Below are 16875 nucleotides of genomic sequence, written 5' to 3' on the forward strand. Positions count from 1 at the left end.
ATGAAATTTTAAAAGTGAATATTTAATGTATTTTTTTAAAAATAAAAATGAAAAGCAATACCATTACCACGAGTTCAGTATACAATATCGTAATAAAATGTTGTATACCATAAGTTGCTGCCACTATGCCCATCAGGTAATTAACCAGGATGTTTCCGGTAATAGCAATTACCAGCACCAGGCTAAATGCGGTGCCCGATAAAGCGGCATAACGATTACCCACTATCCCCAGCATAATGGGGAATCCTCCGGCAATGCCTGCACCCAGCAATAATAGTCCCGAAAGCGCAGTAAAAAAAGAGGCAGTCGCTTGCAGAAAAATGATCCCGCCAAGGAATAAGCCGAAAGAAAACAATAAAATATTTCTGGCAGTAATTTTTCGAAAAACGGTTCCCGTTAATAAGCGCATCAGCGTCATACCGGCAACACAGGCCGAAAGGGCGTACAACGCATTGCTTTCTGAAAGGTCTTTTCGCTCAATCAGAAAAGCAGTTGTCCAGTTGTTTACAATTGCCTCAAGGCTGCTCTGGCAAAAAAGATAAAAAGCAACCAGCAGCAACACCGTATCTTTTAATAAACCGAAGCTTCTTTTCAAAGGTAAGCCCTGTGTTATTTTGGGTGAAGGAAAGCGGATGAGCAGGTAAAACAATGCAACTCCAAATGCGATGACGGCTGCTCCCGAAAGAATGATGGGGTAGGTGTAATACTGTTTCAGTATGCCGAGCACAAACGGTAAGCCCAACGCCCCGATCCCAAAAGATACACCCAGCAGGCTGAGGTTTGCGCCTTTGTATTCATCACTAATATCGGCAACTACGGCATTGGTAGCCCCGTTGATGATTCCGCCGGCTAATCCAAAAATAAAGATGGAGAACTGAAGCCATTCGGTGGATGGCGAATAAGCGATGCCTGTAAAGCCTGTTGCCAGCAACAGGCAGGCACTGACCAGCAATATCTTATATCCATACCTGTCGCATACAGGACCAAAAAAAAGTGAGCCTGTAAGCAGCCCGGCAGGAAGGATGGCAAACAGTGTTCCCGCCTCCAGTTTATCTAATTTAAAGTTTTGCTGCAATCCCTGCGATACGCTGCCTAATGTAAGCAGTGCGATACCAAAAAGCAACAAGCCGCAACATGCAGAAATGAAAAGCGTTGTTTTATTGTATGTTGCCGGAGCCATGGTTATATTTATTTTTTGAAGCTAAAAATGCGGCGCCATACAAACACGCTTCGTCACCTAATGCAGAGGGCTCAAACTTTGTGTGCTTAATGCTAACAGGCTGCGCCCAGCGACAGGCTTCCTCCATAATATCTGGTAAGAGCTGCAATGCGGGGCCAAACACACCTCCGCCAAAAATGATCTTTTCAGGATTAAAAAGACTTACCAGGTTAGCTGAAGCCATTCCCCAGTATTGAATGCATTGTCTTATTATTTTTATAGCGGCAGGATCGCCATAGCTGTAAGCATTAAATACATGACGGGCTTTAATGTCTTTTAGAGGAATGCGGTTTAGTAAGCTGGTTGTAATTTTTTCTGACTGCAACAATTCACGGGCCGATTTGGCGATGCCTTCTCCCGAGGCATGCTGTTCAAAGCAACCACATGATGTATATGCATCTCGAAAAGGTGTAGTTAATGCCATCCAGCCAATAGCTCCGGATATACCCTGTGCTCCGTTTATGATATTACCATTAGCCATAATGCCCGCACCTATTCCTGTGCCTACAGCAAGAAAGATAACGTTATTGCATTGGCGCGCATTTCCTTTCCATATTTCTCCCAGGAGGCTACATGACCGGTCGTTATCAATAATTATACTGGTGTCTTTACAGTTTTGCTGCAATTCATTCAACAGCGGGTACGCTTCCCACCCTGGTATATTGGGCGCCCACACGGTGCCGCTTGCCGGATTACTGATACCTGGTACGGCTACACCTGTAGCCAATATGCCATCTCCTTTTTGCTGCCATTCAGATTGCAGTATGTTTATCTTTTGAGTAATGAACACTCCCACTTCCGTACCCTTCCTGTTTTCAAGGGATGCTTTTTCTTTATGCAATAACTCGCCGCTTTCCGAAAAAACACCTGCTAATAATTTTGTTCCACCCAGGTCAATACCCAGTACAGCCATAGCAAATACAATTTTTAATGATCAGTAAAAGCATTAAAGGGCGGATGTTTTTGTAAGTTAAATTAAATGTTGCAGCAATAGAATAAAAGTAGGAGGCGGTTTCAGGTAGCGTATAGAAAAATACAGTCCGGCTTTTTCGGACTGTATTTTTCTATCATTGTTATACATGTATAGGTTAGTATATATTTTTCAAAACGGGCAACTGCTCTTACCAACCCGGAGTTTGGCTAAGGGTATATCCTTTTTCCTCGTATTGAATAATCTGAGACTGCCCTACAGGCGCTAGGTAAGATTGTTCCGTAAAAGGATTCCTGTTTTGCGCATTGTCTACCATCCAGAAACCTACTAACGAAGCAGCATTATTGCCATCATAAGTAATAACTGTGCCATCCGGTTGCTTAACTTTTGTTCTGCCAATATAGGCATCTGTTAAATAAGCCGGCGCTTCAGCCTGCACATTTACCCACGGACCAAGGAAATAATCGGGGTTGGTGCTGAAATCCATATACTCAAGCTTCTTCCATCTTTTAAGGTCTAAAAGCCTTGTATGTTCAAATACAAACTCCATTCTTCTTTCGCGGCGTATTTCCCATATCAGGGAAGGCACATCTGCATCCCTGTCTGGATCATTGGGTAACGCTCCTAACATCAATGGCGCTGTTTGTTGCACACCTTTATCAGCAGCCGCAGCATCAAGCGGGCGCAGGCGAATGGCATTAATGGATTTATCAATATCCTCCTGTGCAACAGGGCTGCCGCCAAGGTATTCCGCTAATACTGCTTTTGCTTCTATCCAGTTTAATACTACTTCCGCCAGTCGCATAACAGGAGCATCACTTGTATTGGTATTGCTGCCCCAGGCAGCAGGATAGGTTTTACCTATATAAGTTATCGCGTCTCTTGAGGCAAACTTAAAGCCATACAAAAGCGTAGCGGATGGTGTAAGGGCTTTATCAACAAATGAGGCTTCAAAGCGGGGGTCTCTTGTTTTTACAAGGTCGGCAATTGTAAAGCTTTCGGCATCCGGTACGCCCGAGTTTTGCCATACTTTCCCGTCATTGGCAATAAATGATTTGATCAGCACAAGATTAGGATCCACACCCACCACTTCTGTTCCATTTGAATAAGAGCCAATGCAATGGGTTACCGTTAATGCCGCGTCATATACCCTATACAACAATACTTCAGGATGGCCTGCCAGGCTTTCTGAAGAAAACAATGATTTGAGATCTCTTCCAAAACTATACTTATTGCTGTTCATCACTATCTCCGCGGCCTCTACCGCAAAATCTAAGTATTTTTTTGCTCTTGCGGCATCTAACCCATGGTAATGCTGGTAAGTGCCTTCAAACAACATGAATCTTGAAATAAATGCTGCAGCTATATATTTGTTTAAAAATTGTGCGCCGTCATTCTCACGCATATTGCCCAATGCGTATTTGAAATCTTCATACACATTATCCATCACTACTCCGCGGTCGTCCCTGTCTTTGTATAAGGCCGGTAAGTCATCGTCGGCTAGCACCTTATCGAAATACGGAACATCTCCGAAAACACTTACTAACCGGCTGTATTCAAATCCCCTGAAAAAACGGGCAACTGCTGTCCAGTGCTTGTATGCATCTTCAGAAATGCCGGATTTGGCTTCGTTTTCGAGGCGGTCGAGCAGAATGTTCGATTTTCTTACCCATGCGAAATCCCAGGTGGGCCCTGCATAAGTTTGAAGCCAGGCTGCAGCTTCTGATGTGGATCCTCTTGATGTGGGGACGCTGCTTTCAAAGCTGGACTGTACATTTTTGCCGGTAAGATCATCTGAAAATGTATATCCTCTTACCGGGGTATAATCCGCCGTGAATGACGTATTATATCCACTGAAATAATAAGAATAATAGCTATTGACATACATGCGGATATCATCTTCATTCCTCCAGAATTGCCCGTCTACATAGCTGGTCAAAGGAGGGCGGTCGAGTATATTTTTATTACAACCTGCCAATAAAATAACTGCCACCAGGCTATATATTAATTTTATGTTCTTCATCATGATCAAGTTTAAAAGTTTAATTGAAGACCTGCAGAAAAGCTTTTAAAAGCGGGCACGCCTGTACCTGTGCGGCCCAAATTATAATTGGATTCATTCCACATGGAATAGCCACTTATGCTTTCAGGGTCAATAGGTAATCCCCCTAAGTGATCCCAGGTAATAAAGTTCTCCAGTGCTACATACACTCTTAAAGTATTAATGTGTGCTTTGTTAAGCAATGCTTGCGGCAAAGAATACCCGATTGTTAGGTTTTTTAAACGCATGTAGGCCATGTTCAGCAGGTACCTGTCCTGCACCTGCATATTGTTGGCAGTATTGCTGCCGGCATTGTTGTAAGCAGCGGGATAAAAAGCGTTTGGCGTTTCGGGCGTCCAGTAATTGCCCGCAATAGTTTCCGGCATGGCGCCATCCGAAGATTGAAAGCCCGGAATGCTTAAAAAGCCCTGTCCCCAGATCTTACGGCTGGCTACTCCCTGGAAAAATGCGCTGATGTCAAAATTTTTATAATCAGCTCCTATTCTGAAGCCATACTCATACCTCGGGTTGGAGTTTCCTATTACCTCCAGGTCGCCGTGATCGTCTAACGTACCTTTACCATTATTCAGTTCTCCGTCTCCATTCACATCTTTAAACTTTACATCACCAGGGCCAAACCTGAAGTTGGCGGAGTTTTGCAGGTATGCCTGGTAAACAGGTTTTTTGCCATCTGCCCCGGGTTTTAACTGGTAAGCCTGTTTGCCGGCATACAAGGCGGTTTCAGCATCGGTTAATGTGATCAATACAGGCTTGTTTGAGCCATCTGATACAAAATCGTCTGTTTGATATAACCGGTCTGTACGATATCCCCATATTTCACCAATCACTTTACCATTATAATTTCCTGTAACCTGGGTACCGGAACCATAAGCAGTTAAAGTTGTTTTTGAATCAGAAAGGTTACCGCTGATGTGTATGCCCATTCCATTTTCAAATCTAGGGTTAAAAGACACAGCCAGATCCCAGCCCCTGGTCTTTAAAGAACCATAATTGCCTTGCGGGGCACCGGTGCCAAAGGTTAATGGAACGCCCTCTGCGGGCACAATCATGTCATTGGTATTTCTCTGAAACAGGTCGAGGTTTACATTCAGCTTACCATTAAGAAATCCGGCATCTACACCAATGTTGGTGGTTACAATATCCTGCCAGCGTATCCTTGAAGCAACTGCTGCCGGCGACCCAACATAATTTACCCTGGCACCGTTGGCGCCGATCCAGGTAGATTGTCCGCTGGGCATTATTTCGATATACAAATTGTTGGGAACACTCTGGTCTCCTATAGAACCCCATGAACCCCTGAATTTAAGAAAACTCAATGCCGGACGGCTCCATTGCATAAATGCTTCCTCACTTGCCACCCAACCAGCAGAAAAAGAGGGAAACCAACGCCATTTAAGATCTGTTGGAAACTTTGAGGAACCGTCATAACGCAGATTACCTTCAAAAAGATATTTCTCTTTAAAGGCGTAGTTGATTCGTCCGAAATAACCTAATTGTGCTTCCCAAAACTTATCTCCGTCAACGGTTTGTGTTCCTGTTCCAAAATTAAACTGTGGGTTTGTAATATCTGAAAGGTTGGTAACCTGTGAAAATTGCCATTCAGTAGTAGCCGTAACACGGTTTATACCTGCAATAAATTTAAATTTATGATCGCTACCGATACCAAGATTATATGTTGTAAAAGCATTGATGGTATTACTTAAAAAGTTGGTAGCCGTTCTTGCAAGGTGATCAGGGTTTGCGCCATACGAAGTATACGTATCGTACGACAAATCATAAGCCTGCATAGCTCCGGGATCGGTAGATGAAACAACCTGACCTTCATTATTTACATACACCTGGTTACCATCCGCATCTACTCTTAATTTAGGAGCTACCCATGAATTCCTGGCCGTATACCTGGTACCGGGTCGTTTCCACATTTCCTCCTGGTTGGTGTAAGTATAATCAAAATCTACCTTCCAGTTGCTTTGTATATTCAGCGTAGCACCCAAACTTACATTAGCATAATTCTGAAGAATATTTGCAGTATTGGCTGCTGCCATTTCGCTTACCGGGCTGCGGATGGGGTCGCCGTTTTGATCATTGCCAAATGGATATAAAGGTCCCCAGCGGTACAGGTACAACCAGGGATCTGCTGTAGTTGAGCTTGTAACATATGGGTATTCTTTATTTCTTCTTGAGTATAATGCGCCTCCTCTAACGGTCAGGTATTTATTGATCTCGCTGGATATTTTCAGCGAGGCGTTATACCTTGTAAACTGATCCTTTTTAGCAGGTTTTATCATGCCGCTCTGATCCAGCATTCCCAGTCCGAGGTTATAAGAAGTTTTACCGGTGGTAAGCCCGAATGAGAGGTTGTGCTGCTGCGTAGGGGCCCATTCTTTTACCATATAATCGTAAGCATCGTATGTGCGCATACCCATTTTTTGGTTTGAGCCCTGCACAAACCAGTCTCTTCCAAATACAGTAGGATCGCCTTTACCGATGGAGCTGCCATATTTTTCTTCCCACTGAGCGGCTTTTTCGTAGCTCGCTCTATCTACATAGTAAAATGCACCTGTTGGAGTAAAAGTACCTACGCGCTCGGCCGCATCAACTGTATATTTTAAACCATTCACACGTGCCATTTCGAGATCTTTCCATACGTTCTGCCACGAAAAGTTATTGCTGTAGCTAACCTGTGGTTTGCCGCCTGCTGCTCCTTTTTTTGTTGTAATCAATATCACACCAAATGAAGCTTTGGAGCCGTAAATGGAAGCGGCTGCTGCATCTTTCAGTACAGTTATGTTGGCAATGTCATTAGGGTTTACCAATTGTATACTTGGTATCTCAACGTTATCGAGCAATATTAGCGGCGAAGCACCTCCCTGGAATGAACCTATTTGCCCGCGAATTTTTATAATAGGATCTGAACCTATCTCACCACTCGGAACCGTAACACTCAATCCGGCTGCTCCACCCTGCAATGCTCTTCCTACATCCGCTATAGGTCTGTTCTGCACAGATTTCTGTACATCAATTGTAGTAACTGCACCTGTGAGATTTTCTCTTTTCTGAGTACCATAGCCTACCACTACTACTTCACCCAGTACATTTTCTGCATTTTCCAGTTCAATACTGAGCGCACTACTGCGGGCTGCTACCGCAGCGAAAGTGGTTTTAAATCCTACAAAAGAAAAACTTAGTCTTTGTCCGGTTTGTGCGGCAATGCTGAAGTTTCCGTTTTCATCGGTGATCGTATTGCTGTTGGTAGCAACATTGGTTACGGATACGCCGGGGAGTGGTTCTTTTTCAATTTTAGATACGACGCGGCCGGTTATGGTTTTTTCCTGTGCCGGCAACGTCAAATGACAAAGCAAAATGCCTGTCAGAAGCAAAAAGCGCTGAAATCTGGTCATAGCAATCGTTTTAGTAATAAAGAATAAAGGGAGTTTATTTTGTTATTTGAACCGGCTTTTACACCCAGCAATGATTTAAAAAGTTTAATAGTTTATTTGAATAGGGTGGATTCATCCCAGGCCAAAAACAGCACAATCTCACGCCTTCCTGTTGTCAAAACCGGCATAATAGGTAGCTTGTTCTGTGAATATTTATGTTATTTCTGTTGAATTGAGATATATCAATTGTTCGAACAAGATAAATATAAAAATGCAATAACCAGCAAGAAGCAGATAAAAAATGCAAAAATATTTTAAATAACTGCATAAATTGGTTTTCGCTTACTCTTGTTTCCGGGCTTCAAGGGCTTTTCGTACATTTTTATTTTCTGCAATAAGTTGTTTTGCCGTTTGCCGGTCAACATTCAGTTCCTTCATAACAATATTTACACCACGGGCGATCAGTTTATTATTGCTTAGTTTCATATCTACCATTTTGTTTCCTTTTACCCGGCCCAACTGTATCATTACCGCTGTGGAGATCATATTTAATGAAAGCTTTTGAGCGGTTCCGGCCTTCATGCGGGTACTGCCCGTTATAAATTCTGCTCCCGTTACTATTTCAACCGGGTATTGTACGGAAGCTCCAAGTGGTGTGTTCAGATTGCAGGTAATGCAGCCGGTGAGTAGTCCGGATTTACGGGCACTTTCCACACCTCCAATAACATAAGGTGTAGTGCCGGAGGCGGCTATACCGATAATGGAATCTGATTTGTTGATCGCATATTCTTCTAAATCATTAATGGCTTTTTCCTTATTATCTTCAGCAAATTCAATGGCTTTTCTTATGGCGCCATCTCCTCCGGCCATAATACCAATAACCCAGTCTTCCGGCACACCAAATGTTGGCGGACATTCAGATGCATCCAATATACCAAGCCTGCCGCTCGTACCGGCGCCGATATAAAAAAGACGCCCTCCTTTTTTCATTCTTTTCACAATGGCTGTTACAAGGGCATTTATCTGGGGGATGGCTTTTGCTACTGCTAATGAAACCGTCTGATCCTCGCTATTGATGCCTTCCAATATTTCCATTACTGTCATTTTATCCAGTCCGTCAAAACGTGATGGCATTTCTGTTGTAAGCATATTAATATTGTTTTAGTTGCATTATTCTCTATAAAAATGCATAAACATGCATAAATATAAGTGATAAAACCGCAAATAATTCAAAATAATGCGGGAAACGGTAAATAATTCGGCAAATCATACATTCATACTCATCACAATAGTATTGCAGCCATGCCCCTGGTTTGTCATATCCTTTCAACTGCATACCTTTGCAGCCTATTAATAATCAGTTATGAAATTTGGCGTAGTTGTTTTTCCAGGCTCAAATTGCGACAGTGATATGATTTATGCGCTGAGGGAAGATCTTGGTTATGAAGTGATTGAACTTTGGCACAAGGATAAGGACCTGAGCGCTTTTGATAAAGATGACTGTATTGTTTTACCGGGAGGGTTTTCTTTTGGTGATTACCTGCGTTGCGGGGCAATTGCCAGGTTTAGTCCTATGATGCAGAGTGTGACTGCGTTTGCCCAAAAAGGTGGTAAAGTTTTAGGTATTTGCAACGGGTTTCAAATATTATGTGAAGCAGGTTTGTTGCCCGGCGTTTTATTGCGCAATGAAAATATGAAATTCGTTTGCCAGAATGTATATATAAAAGGAGAAGATGGCGTACCGGCAAAAATTCCTTTAGCGCATGGAGAGGGAAGATATTATGCAGACGAAAAAACGCTCGACCTGCTGGAAGAAAATAACCAGGTAGTTTATCGTTATTGTAATGCATCCGGTGAAATAACCGCTGCTGCCAATCCCAACGGGAGCCTGCGTAATATAGCCGGCATAACCAATACTGCCCGTAATGTTTTTGGTATGATGCCGCACCCCGAGAGAGCATGTAATGAAGCATTGGGAAATACTGATGGCCGAAAAATACTAAGCGATTTACTTATTGCAGAAAAATCGCTTGTAGCGGCGGGTTAATACTTTTGGCAAATATTTAAGTCTTTTTGTATGAAATTTGTCCGGCATCTGCGTTTAAAGTATAGCATTATGAAAAGAATCGTACTATTTATAACCCTTATATTTTGTGCACATATCCTTTTTGCACAAAACGGGTCTGCCAGGATGGTAAACTGGAATTTTTCGTCTAAAAAAATTGCAGCCGATACTTATGAGGTCCGTTTTACGGCCGATATAAACGGTAAATACCATATGTATGCCCAGAATGTTGGTGTTGAAGGTCCGGTAGCCACTTCATTTACTTTTACCCGCAATCCATTGATAGATTTAAATGGCAAGGTTAAAGAAGTAGGTAAAATGGTAAAAAAACATGAGGAAGTGTGGGGAGGCGATGTGAATTATTATGAAAACAAGGTAGAGTTTGTACAACTGGTAAAATTAAAGAAGAAGATCAAAACGAATGTGGGCGGTTCCGTGGAATTTATGGTGTGCGATGATAAGGAATGTTTACCTCCTGCAGAAGTTTCGTTCAAAGTGAATATTGGCGGATAAAAATATTCAGGGTAAAGGATCAGGGAAATAGAAAAGGGGTTGTATAAAAATATACAACCCCTTTTCATTGAGTAAATGTGTTACAATGCAATTTGTTTTTCCTGCATCATTTTGCGCAGGTTGATTAAACCATAACGCATACGTCCTAAAGCGGTATTGATACTGCAATCGGTTAACGTAGCAATTTCTTTAAAGCTTAATTCAGCGTAATGTCTTAAAATGATCACTTCGCGTTGATCTTCAGGCAAACGATCAAGCATTTCGCGAACGCGGTCATGACTTTGGCGCTGCATCATCCGGCGGTCTACTCCATCCTCTGAAAAATTGATCACTTCAAAAATGTCGCGATCATCACCTGTTTTAATAGCAGGAGTGCGTTTAACCTTGCGGAAATGATCTACGCACAGGTTGTGGGCAATACGCATAGCCCAGGGCAGAAACTTTCCTTCTTCTGTGTAGCGGCCACTGCGAATGGTGTCAATGACCCTGATAAAAACATCCTGAAAAATGTCTTCGGCCAGGTACTTGTCTTTCACCAGAAGAAAAATGGAAGTGTAAATCTTGTCCTTGTGGCGGACAATGAGGATCTCGAGTGCAGACGCATCTCCACCCATAAAAAGGTGGATCAATTGCTGGTCAGGCAGATTGGTTAGGGATTTCATAAACTTCTACGGTTTTTAATGGTTGGGATTTTGATATCCCCAATAGCATAATAAAGAAGTAGAAGTTAATACCAAATAGGCGGTAATGTTTTAAATTCTAGTTTCTTTCGTACGATATTGGGACTGCTAAAATATTGCTTTTTTTTATATAACCAAACTTTCGTTAAATAAATTTCGATTAACATTTGAAAATCTTCGCTAAACCGCATAATATTAAATACATAGTCGCTGAAACAATAATACCATTTCTTAAATGACGGCTTATTTATGCGTCTTTGATTAAGCTAAACAATTTAGTATTAATTTTGATCCACTTTTATGATAGCAACATCGGGTAAAAAGAAAAAACAATTGGCGCAGCGCAGTAACAATAATATTTTAATAAAAGGCGCAAGGGTACATAATTTAAAAAACATAACGGTTGAAATTCCGCGCAATAAGCTGGTTGTGGTAACAGGCGTATCCGGCTCCGGCAAATCTTCTCTTACTATTGATACCCTTTTTGCCGAGGGGCAACGCCGTTATGCGGAAAGTCTTAGTGCATACGCGCGCCAGTTTTTGAACAGGATGAATAAGCCTGATGTGGACTTTATTAAAGGCTTATGCCCTGCCATAGCCATCGAACAGAAAGTTATTACCCGCACCCCGCGGTCTACTGTAGGCAGCATGACAGAAGTATACGATTACATGCGTTTGTTATATGCCCGTATCGGCAAAACCATTTCACCGGTTAGCGGGGAAGAAGTGAAGAAAGATGACGTAAAGGATGTGGTAGAAGCCATTGGGGCGCAGAAGGAGGGTGATAAGATATTGATACTTTCACCATTCAGACTTCAGGGCAAAAGAAATATAAGGGAAGAATTGAACATTTTGCTCCAAAAAGGATTTTCAAGATTGTATACCGTTGCTGAATCTTCCACTGGCGAAATATTACGTATTGAGGATGCGCTTGAACAAAAGGACACTGAATTAAAAAAGAAATTCTCCAATAAGCAGTCATCATTCCTTATTTATATTCTGATTGACCGTATAGTGGTAAAGGAGTTTGACGAAGATGATATACACCGGTTGTCCGATTCCGTTGGCACCGCTTTTTTTGAGGGGGAAGGAGAAATGGTGGTTGAAGTAAATGGTACAAAACAGCTACAGTATTCCGGCAGATTTGAAAAAGACGGCATTAAATTCGAGGAGCCTGTTCCCAATCTTTTTTCATTTAATAACCCTTACGGCGCCTGTCCTGTATGTGAAGGCTTCTCACAGGTGCTGGGTATTGATGCCGACCTGGTAATACCAGATCCCCGGTTAAGTGTATATGAAGGTGCAGTGGCGCCATGGAAAGGGGAGAAGCTTAGCCGCTGGAAAGATGAATTTATACGGGGTGCAAAGCATTTTAATTTTCCCGTACATAAACCGGTTATTGACCTTTCCAAACAGCAATACGATGAATTATGGAATGGAAATACTCATGTAAACGGCATTAACGATTTTTTTAAAGAGGTAGAACAAAATTTATATAAGGTACAATACCGCGTATTATTATCCCGCTATCGCGGAAGAACGCTCTGCCCGGAATGTAAGGGCTACCGGTTGCGCAAAGAAGCTTTGTATGTAAAAGTTGGTCAAAAGCATATAGGTGAGCTATGCGAATTGCAGGTAAAAGATCTGAAAAAGTGGTTTGATGAACTTCATTTAAGCGATTATGATAAGCAGGTGGCCAAACGTGTGCTTATTGAAATCAGGCAAAGATTACAGGTTTTGCTTGATGTGGGCCTGGGCTATTTGAGCCTTAACCGGCTGGCCAATAGCCTGAGCGGCGGAGAAAGCCAGCGCATTCAGTTAACCAGAAGTTTGGGAAGCAATCTCACCAACTCTTTGTATATCCTGGATGAACCTTCTATCGGGCTTCATTCAAGAGACACTGCCCGGTTGATAAAAGTATTAAAAGAACTGAGGGATTTGGGAAATACGGTAGTGGTGGTAGAGCATGATGAAATGATGATGCGGGAAGCCGATCATATTATTGATATGGGACCTTTAGCAAGCCATATGGGTGGTGAAGTAATTGCGGAGGGCGATTATAATGATTTAATCAATAATACAAAAAGTCTTACCGGGAAGTATTTGAAAGGGGAATTAAAAATTGAATCGCCGGCTGTTGTACGTAAATGGAAGCGTTCCCTGGTAGTGGAAGGCGCCCGTCAAAACAATCTCAACAATATTACTGTTGAATTACCGCTTAATATTTTATGTGTGATAAGCGGGGTGAGCGGTAGCGGGAAAACTACTTTGATAAAACAGATCGTATATCCCGCTTTAAAAAAAATAAAAGGGGAGTTTGTGGACAAAGTTGGTATGCATAAAAATATAAGCGGAGATGTTGATGGTATTAGCCAGGTAGAGCTCGTAGATCAGAATCCTATTGGTAAATCATCGCGGAGCAATCCTGTTACATATATTAAAGCCTACGATGAAATAAGGGACCTGTATGCCAAACAGCCGCTGAGCAAAATAAACGGTTTTCAGCCGAAGCATTTTTCTTTTAATGTGGAAGGGGGACGCTGCGATGCCTGTAAAGGTGAAGGAGAACAGGTTGTGGAAATGCAATTCCTTGCCGATGTTCATCTTACCTGTGAAGTTTGTAATGGCAAACGATTTAAGGAAGAGGTGCTGGAAGTAATGTATAAGGATAAGAATATTTTTGACGTGCTGGAGATGAGTGTAGAGGAAGCTTTGCAATTTTTTAAAGACGAAAAGGATATTCTCACCAAATTAAAACCCCTTGCGGATGTGGGCCTGGGATATATAAAGCTCGGGCAATCCAGCGATACACTTTCGGGCGGGGAAGCGCAGCGGGTTAAACTGGCTTCGTTTTTGGGTAAAGGGAAAGCACAAGCCCGCCCGGATGACACGGTCGGACGGGGCAATATCCTGTTCATTTTTGATGAGCCCACTACCGGATTACATTTTCACGACATTAAGAAGCTGCTGACTTCTTTTCACGCATTAATAGAGCAGGGCCATTCTATTTGGGTTATAGAGCACAATACCGATGTAATAAAAAGCGCCGACTGGGTGATTGACCTGGGGCCGGAAGCAGGCGATGAAGGTGGCAATGTTGTTTTTGCCGGTGTGCCGGAAGATTTGAAAAAGGTGAAGGAGAGTTATACGGGAAAATTTTTATAGCGGTAATTGAATCTATAGAGCCTATACCCTGAAAAGCAATTTTTTAAATTTCTCGTTACCTTCGCAACCAAATGACAGAAAAAATACTTATTCTTGACTTCGGTTCCCAATATACCCAACTCATAGCACGTGCCGTACGCGAAGCAAACGTGTATTGTGAAATTACGCCGTTTAACAAACCCATAAATTATACGCCAGGGCTAAAAGCTGTTATTTTATCGGGCTCTCCTTTTTCGGTAAACGACAATAATGCACCCGTTGTAGATATTGAAGCGATAAGCAAGAAATTACCTGTGCTCGGCATTTGTTACGGTGCACAACTTACCGCCAAAGCATTTGGGGGTAAAGTAGAAAAATCCGGAAAAAGAGAATATGGACGAGCCTTATTAAAGACTAAACAGGATGATGTGCTCTGGACGGATGTGCCTGCGGAATCGCAGGTATGGATGAGCCATGGCGATTCCATATTAGAAACACCTGCCGGCTTTGAGCTATTGGGAACAACGGATACTATACCCGTAGCTGCTTTCAAAAAAAACGGCAGTGACGCACATGTTATTTACGGGCTGCAATTTCATCCCGAAGTATATCATTCCACCCATGGTAAAAAACTGATCCGGAATTTTTTAGTGGAAATATGTGGTTGTAAGCAGGACTGGACACCATCTCATTTTATAAATGATACCATAGAGAACCTGAAAAAGCAGGTCGGCAACCGCAAAGTAATTATGGCATTGAGCGGGGGCGTGGACTCCACTGTGGCAGCCACTTTAATACATAAGGCAATTGGCGACAGATTATTTGGCATTTTTGTAGACAACGGCGTATTAAGAAAAGGCGAATTTGAACAGGTTTTGAAAACCTATAACGAAGTTGGACTCAATGTTAAAGGAGTAGATGCCCGTGAACACTTTTATACAAGACTTGCAGGAAAAACAAATCCTGAAGAAAAGAGAAAGATCATAGGCAAAACTTTTATTGAAATATTTGATGAAGAGGCGCATAAAATTGAAGGTATAGGGTTGCTTGGACAGGGAACGATTTATCCGGATGTGATTGAAAGTGTATCCGTGCATGGCCCTTCCGTTACCATTAAATCGCATCATAATGTAGGCGGATTGCCAGAAAAAATGCATCTTGAACTGGTAGAGCCCTTACGTTATTTGTTTAAAGATGAAGTAAGGAAGGTTGGTCTCGAATTAGGACTGCCTTCGGCTATGATTTCCCGTCATCCTTTTCCGGGACCGGGCTTAGCTATACGGATATTAGGAGAAATAACAGAAGAAAAAGTACGGTTGCTGCAGGAGGCAGACGCTTTATATGTTAAAGCTTTGCAATCTTTTGATCTGTATGATAAGGTATGGCAGGCTGGCGCTATTTTGCTTCCTGTAAAAAGCGTAGGAGTAATGGGCGATGAAAGAACCTATGAATACACGATTGCATTAAGGGCTGTTACTTCGGTAGATGGTATGACAGCAGACTGGGCGCATCTGCCTTACGAATTTCTTGCTCATATCTCTAATGAAATCATTAACAATGTAAGGGGTATCAACCGCGTAGTATATGATATCAGTAGCAAACCACCTGCAACTATAGAGTGGGAATGATACGTCTTATGGTAAAGTTGAAAGTATGACTAAAGCCGGATTTCTTTTTTTTACACTTTTGCTGTTCATTACAAACATCGGTTTTGCCCAGGATAGTGCAGCAAGAACACCCCGTATTGCATTTTTTGCACCGCTTTATCTTGATTCGGCTTTTGATGCATCCGGGAATTACAGGTTTGGTAAAACTGTTCCGCGCTATATAAATACAGGTTTGGACTTTTACCAGGGAGCAGCTTTAGCAATAGATTCATTAGATAAAGAAGGCCTGGAACTTGACGTTCAGGTATATGATACAAGGCACAAAACTTCCATTTATAAGCTTGCAGATAGTGGTGCATTCAATGATGTTGACCTTATTATTGGCGCTGTTAGCGGCAGTGAATATTTAGACCTTGCTACCATTGCAAGGGAAAAACAAATTCCTTTTGTTTCGGCAACTTATCCCAACGATGGCGGCATCAGCGGAAATCCCTTTGTAATTATCGTGAACTCCAAATTAAACACGCATTTACAGGCTATCTATAACTATGTTTTGCGCAACCTCGGCACCAATAATATTGTAATGTTCCGCAGGCAAAGCGCGGCAGACGACAGGGTAACAGAAGTATTTAAGTCGCTTAATGCATCTTCATCGGGTCAGGTGCTGAATATTAAAACCAATACATTAAATACAGTTTTTACCCCGGAAAATATAGCGGCTTCATTGGATAAGACAAGGGAAAACATTATTATTTGTGGCAGCCTTGATGAGAGCTTCAGTAAAAAACTGATCACTGCGGTTGGATCCCTTGCTGCTACTTACAAAATTACACTGGTAGGAATGCCTACCTGGGAAGACTATCGCGAATTGGAAGCTGCCGACCTAAGAACATTACCTGTCATTTATTCTTCCACGTTTTTTAACCCCGGGCAAGAGCATGCATGGAGTGCTGATTTTTCACAGCGATACGCAATGAGCACCTATTCTTCTCCTTCAGAAATGGCCTTCAGGGGATATGAAGTGATGTACCTGTTTGCTCACCTGCTTACTCAATACAATGATGCATTACCGGAACATCTTTCAGATAAAAATTATCGCGTACTTACCGATTTCGATTTCAAACCAATTCACTGGAGCAAAAATAGTGCAACGCCTGATTATTATGAAAACAAGCGCATCTACATCTTACAGCAGCTCAATGATACGCTATCCAAACTGAATTGAATAATTTGTTGCGTGGTAACCACCCATACATTCAAATAGAATGCTCATC

The 16875-nt window shown here is 42.2% G+C and carries 11 protein-coding genes; 5 read left to right on the top strand and 6 right to left on the bottom strand.

The window, feature by feature from the left end:
• Positions 1 to 22: 22 nt before the first annotated feature.
• The 5 genes from FRX45_RS07210 to murQ form a co-directional block, all read right to left on the bottom strand.
• Positions 23 to 1180, bottom strand: coding sequence for an MFS transporter (locus FRX45_RS07210; RefSeq protein WP_152267734.1), 1158 nt, complete (start codon positions 1178 to 1180; stop codon positions 23 to 25).
• The gene (locus tag FRX45_RS07215) at positions 1158 to 2132 is read right to left on the bottom strand and encodes an ROK family protein (RefSeq protein WP_152267735.1); all 975 of its coding nucleotides are present in this window, start codon (positions 2130 to 2132) and stop codon (positions 1158 to 1160) included. The genes FRX45_RS07210 and FRX45_RS07215 overlap by 23 nt, the downstream gene beginning before the upstream one ends.
• 208 nt (positions 2133 to 2340) lie before the next feature.
• Positions 2341 to 4176 carry a RagB/SusD family nutrient uptake outer membrane protein gene (locus tag FRX45_RS07220; RefSeq protein ID WP_152267736.1) on the bottom strand — a complete coding sequence of 612 codons (1836 nt, stop codon included), beginning with the start codon at positions 4174 to 4176 and terminating at the stop codon, positions 2341 to 2343.
• Between the two features lie 8 nt (positions 4177 to 4184).
• Positions 4185 to 7613: a SusC/RagA family TonB-linked outer membrane protein gene (locus FRX45_RS07225; protein ID WP_152267737.1), complete on the bottom strand. Its 3429-nt coding sequence runs from the start codon at positions 7611 to 7613 to the stop codon at positions 4185 to 4187.
• Positions 7614 to 7934: 321 nt separating this feature from the next.
• Positions 7935 to 8741 carry an N-acetylmuramic acid 6-phosphate etherase gene (gene murQ / locus FRX45_RS07230; RefSeq protein WP_152267738.1) on the bottom strand — a complete coding sequence of 269 codons (807 nt, stop codon included), beginning with the start codon at positions 8739 to 8741 and terminating at the stop codon, positions 7935 to 7937.
• A gap of 214 nt (positions 8742 to 8955) precedes the next feature.
• On the opposite strand from murQ, the gene purQ reads away from it, so the two are divergent.
• Positions 8956 to 9639 (top strand): phosphoribosylformylglycinamidine synthase subunit PurQ, encoded by a 684-nt coding sequence (gene purQ / locus FRX45_RS07235; RefSeq protein ID WP_152267739.1) that lies wholly within the window; start codon positions 8956 to 8958, stop codon positions 9637 to 9639.
• 69 nt (positions 9640 to 9708) lie between these two features.
• Positions 9709 to 10170, top strand: a complete 462-nt coding sequence (locus FRX45_RS07240) for a protein-disulfide reductase DsbD domain-containing protein (RefSeq protein ID WP_193311615.1) — start codon at positions 9709 to 9711, stop codon at positions 10168 to 10170.
• Between the two features lie 80 nt (positions 10171 to 10250).
• On the opposite strand, the gene FRX45_RS07245 is transcribed toward FRX45_RS07240, so the two are convergent.
• A complete protein-coding gene (locus FRX45_RS07245) occupies positions 10251 to 10832 on the bottom strand; it encodes an RNA polymerase sigma factor (protein ID WP_152267741.1) in 582 nt (193 codons plus the stop codon).
• Positions 10833 to 11150: 318 nt separating this feature from the next.
• On the opposite strand from FRX45_RS07245, the gene uvrA reads away from it, so the two are divergent.
• From uvrA to FRX45_RS07260, 3 genes are all read left to right on the top strand, one after another.
• The gene (uvrA, locus tag FRX45_RS07250) at positions 11151 to 14015 is read left to right on the top strand and encodes an excinuclease ABC subunit UvrA (protein WP_152267742.1); all 2865 of its coding nucleotides are present in this window, start codon (positions 11151 to 11153) and stop codon (positions 14013 to 14015) included.
• Positions 14016 to 14086: 71 nt separating this feature from the next.
• Positions 14087 to 15622 (top strand): glutamine-hydrolyzing GMP synthase, encoded by a 1536-nt coding sequence (gene guaA / locus FRX45_RS07255; RefSeq protein ID WP_152267743.1) that lies wholly within the window; start codon positions 14087 to 14089, stop codon positions 15620 to 15622.
• Positions 15623 to 15647: 25 nt separating this feature from the next.
• Positions 15648 to 16826: an ABC transporter substrate-binding protein gene (locus FRX45_RS07260; protein ID WP_152267744.1), complete on the top strand. Its 1179-nt coding sequence runs from the start codon at positions 15648 to 15650 to the stop codon at positions 16824 to 16826.
• Positions 16827 to 16875 lie beyond the last annotated feature (49 nt).

It is taken from the genome of Agriterribacter humi (assembly GCF_009192765.1).
Lineage (GTDB): Bacteria > Bacteroidota > Bacteroidia > Chitinophagales > Chitinophagaceae > Agriterribacter > Agriterribacter humi.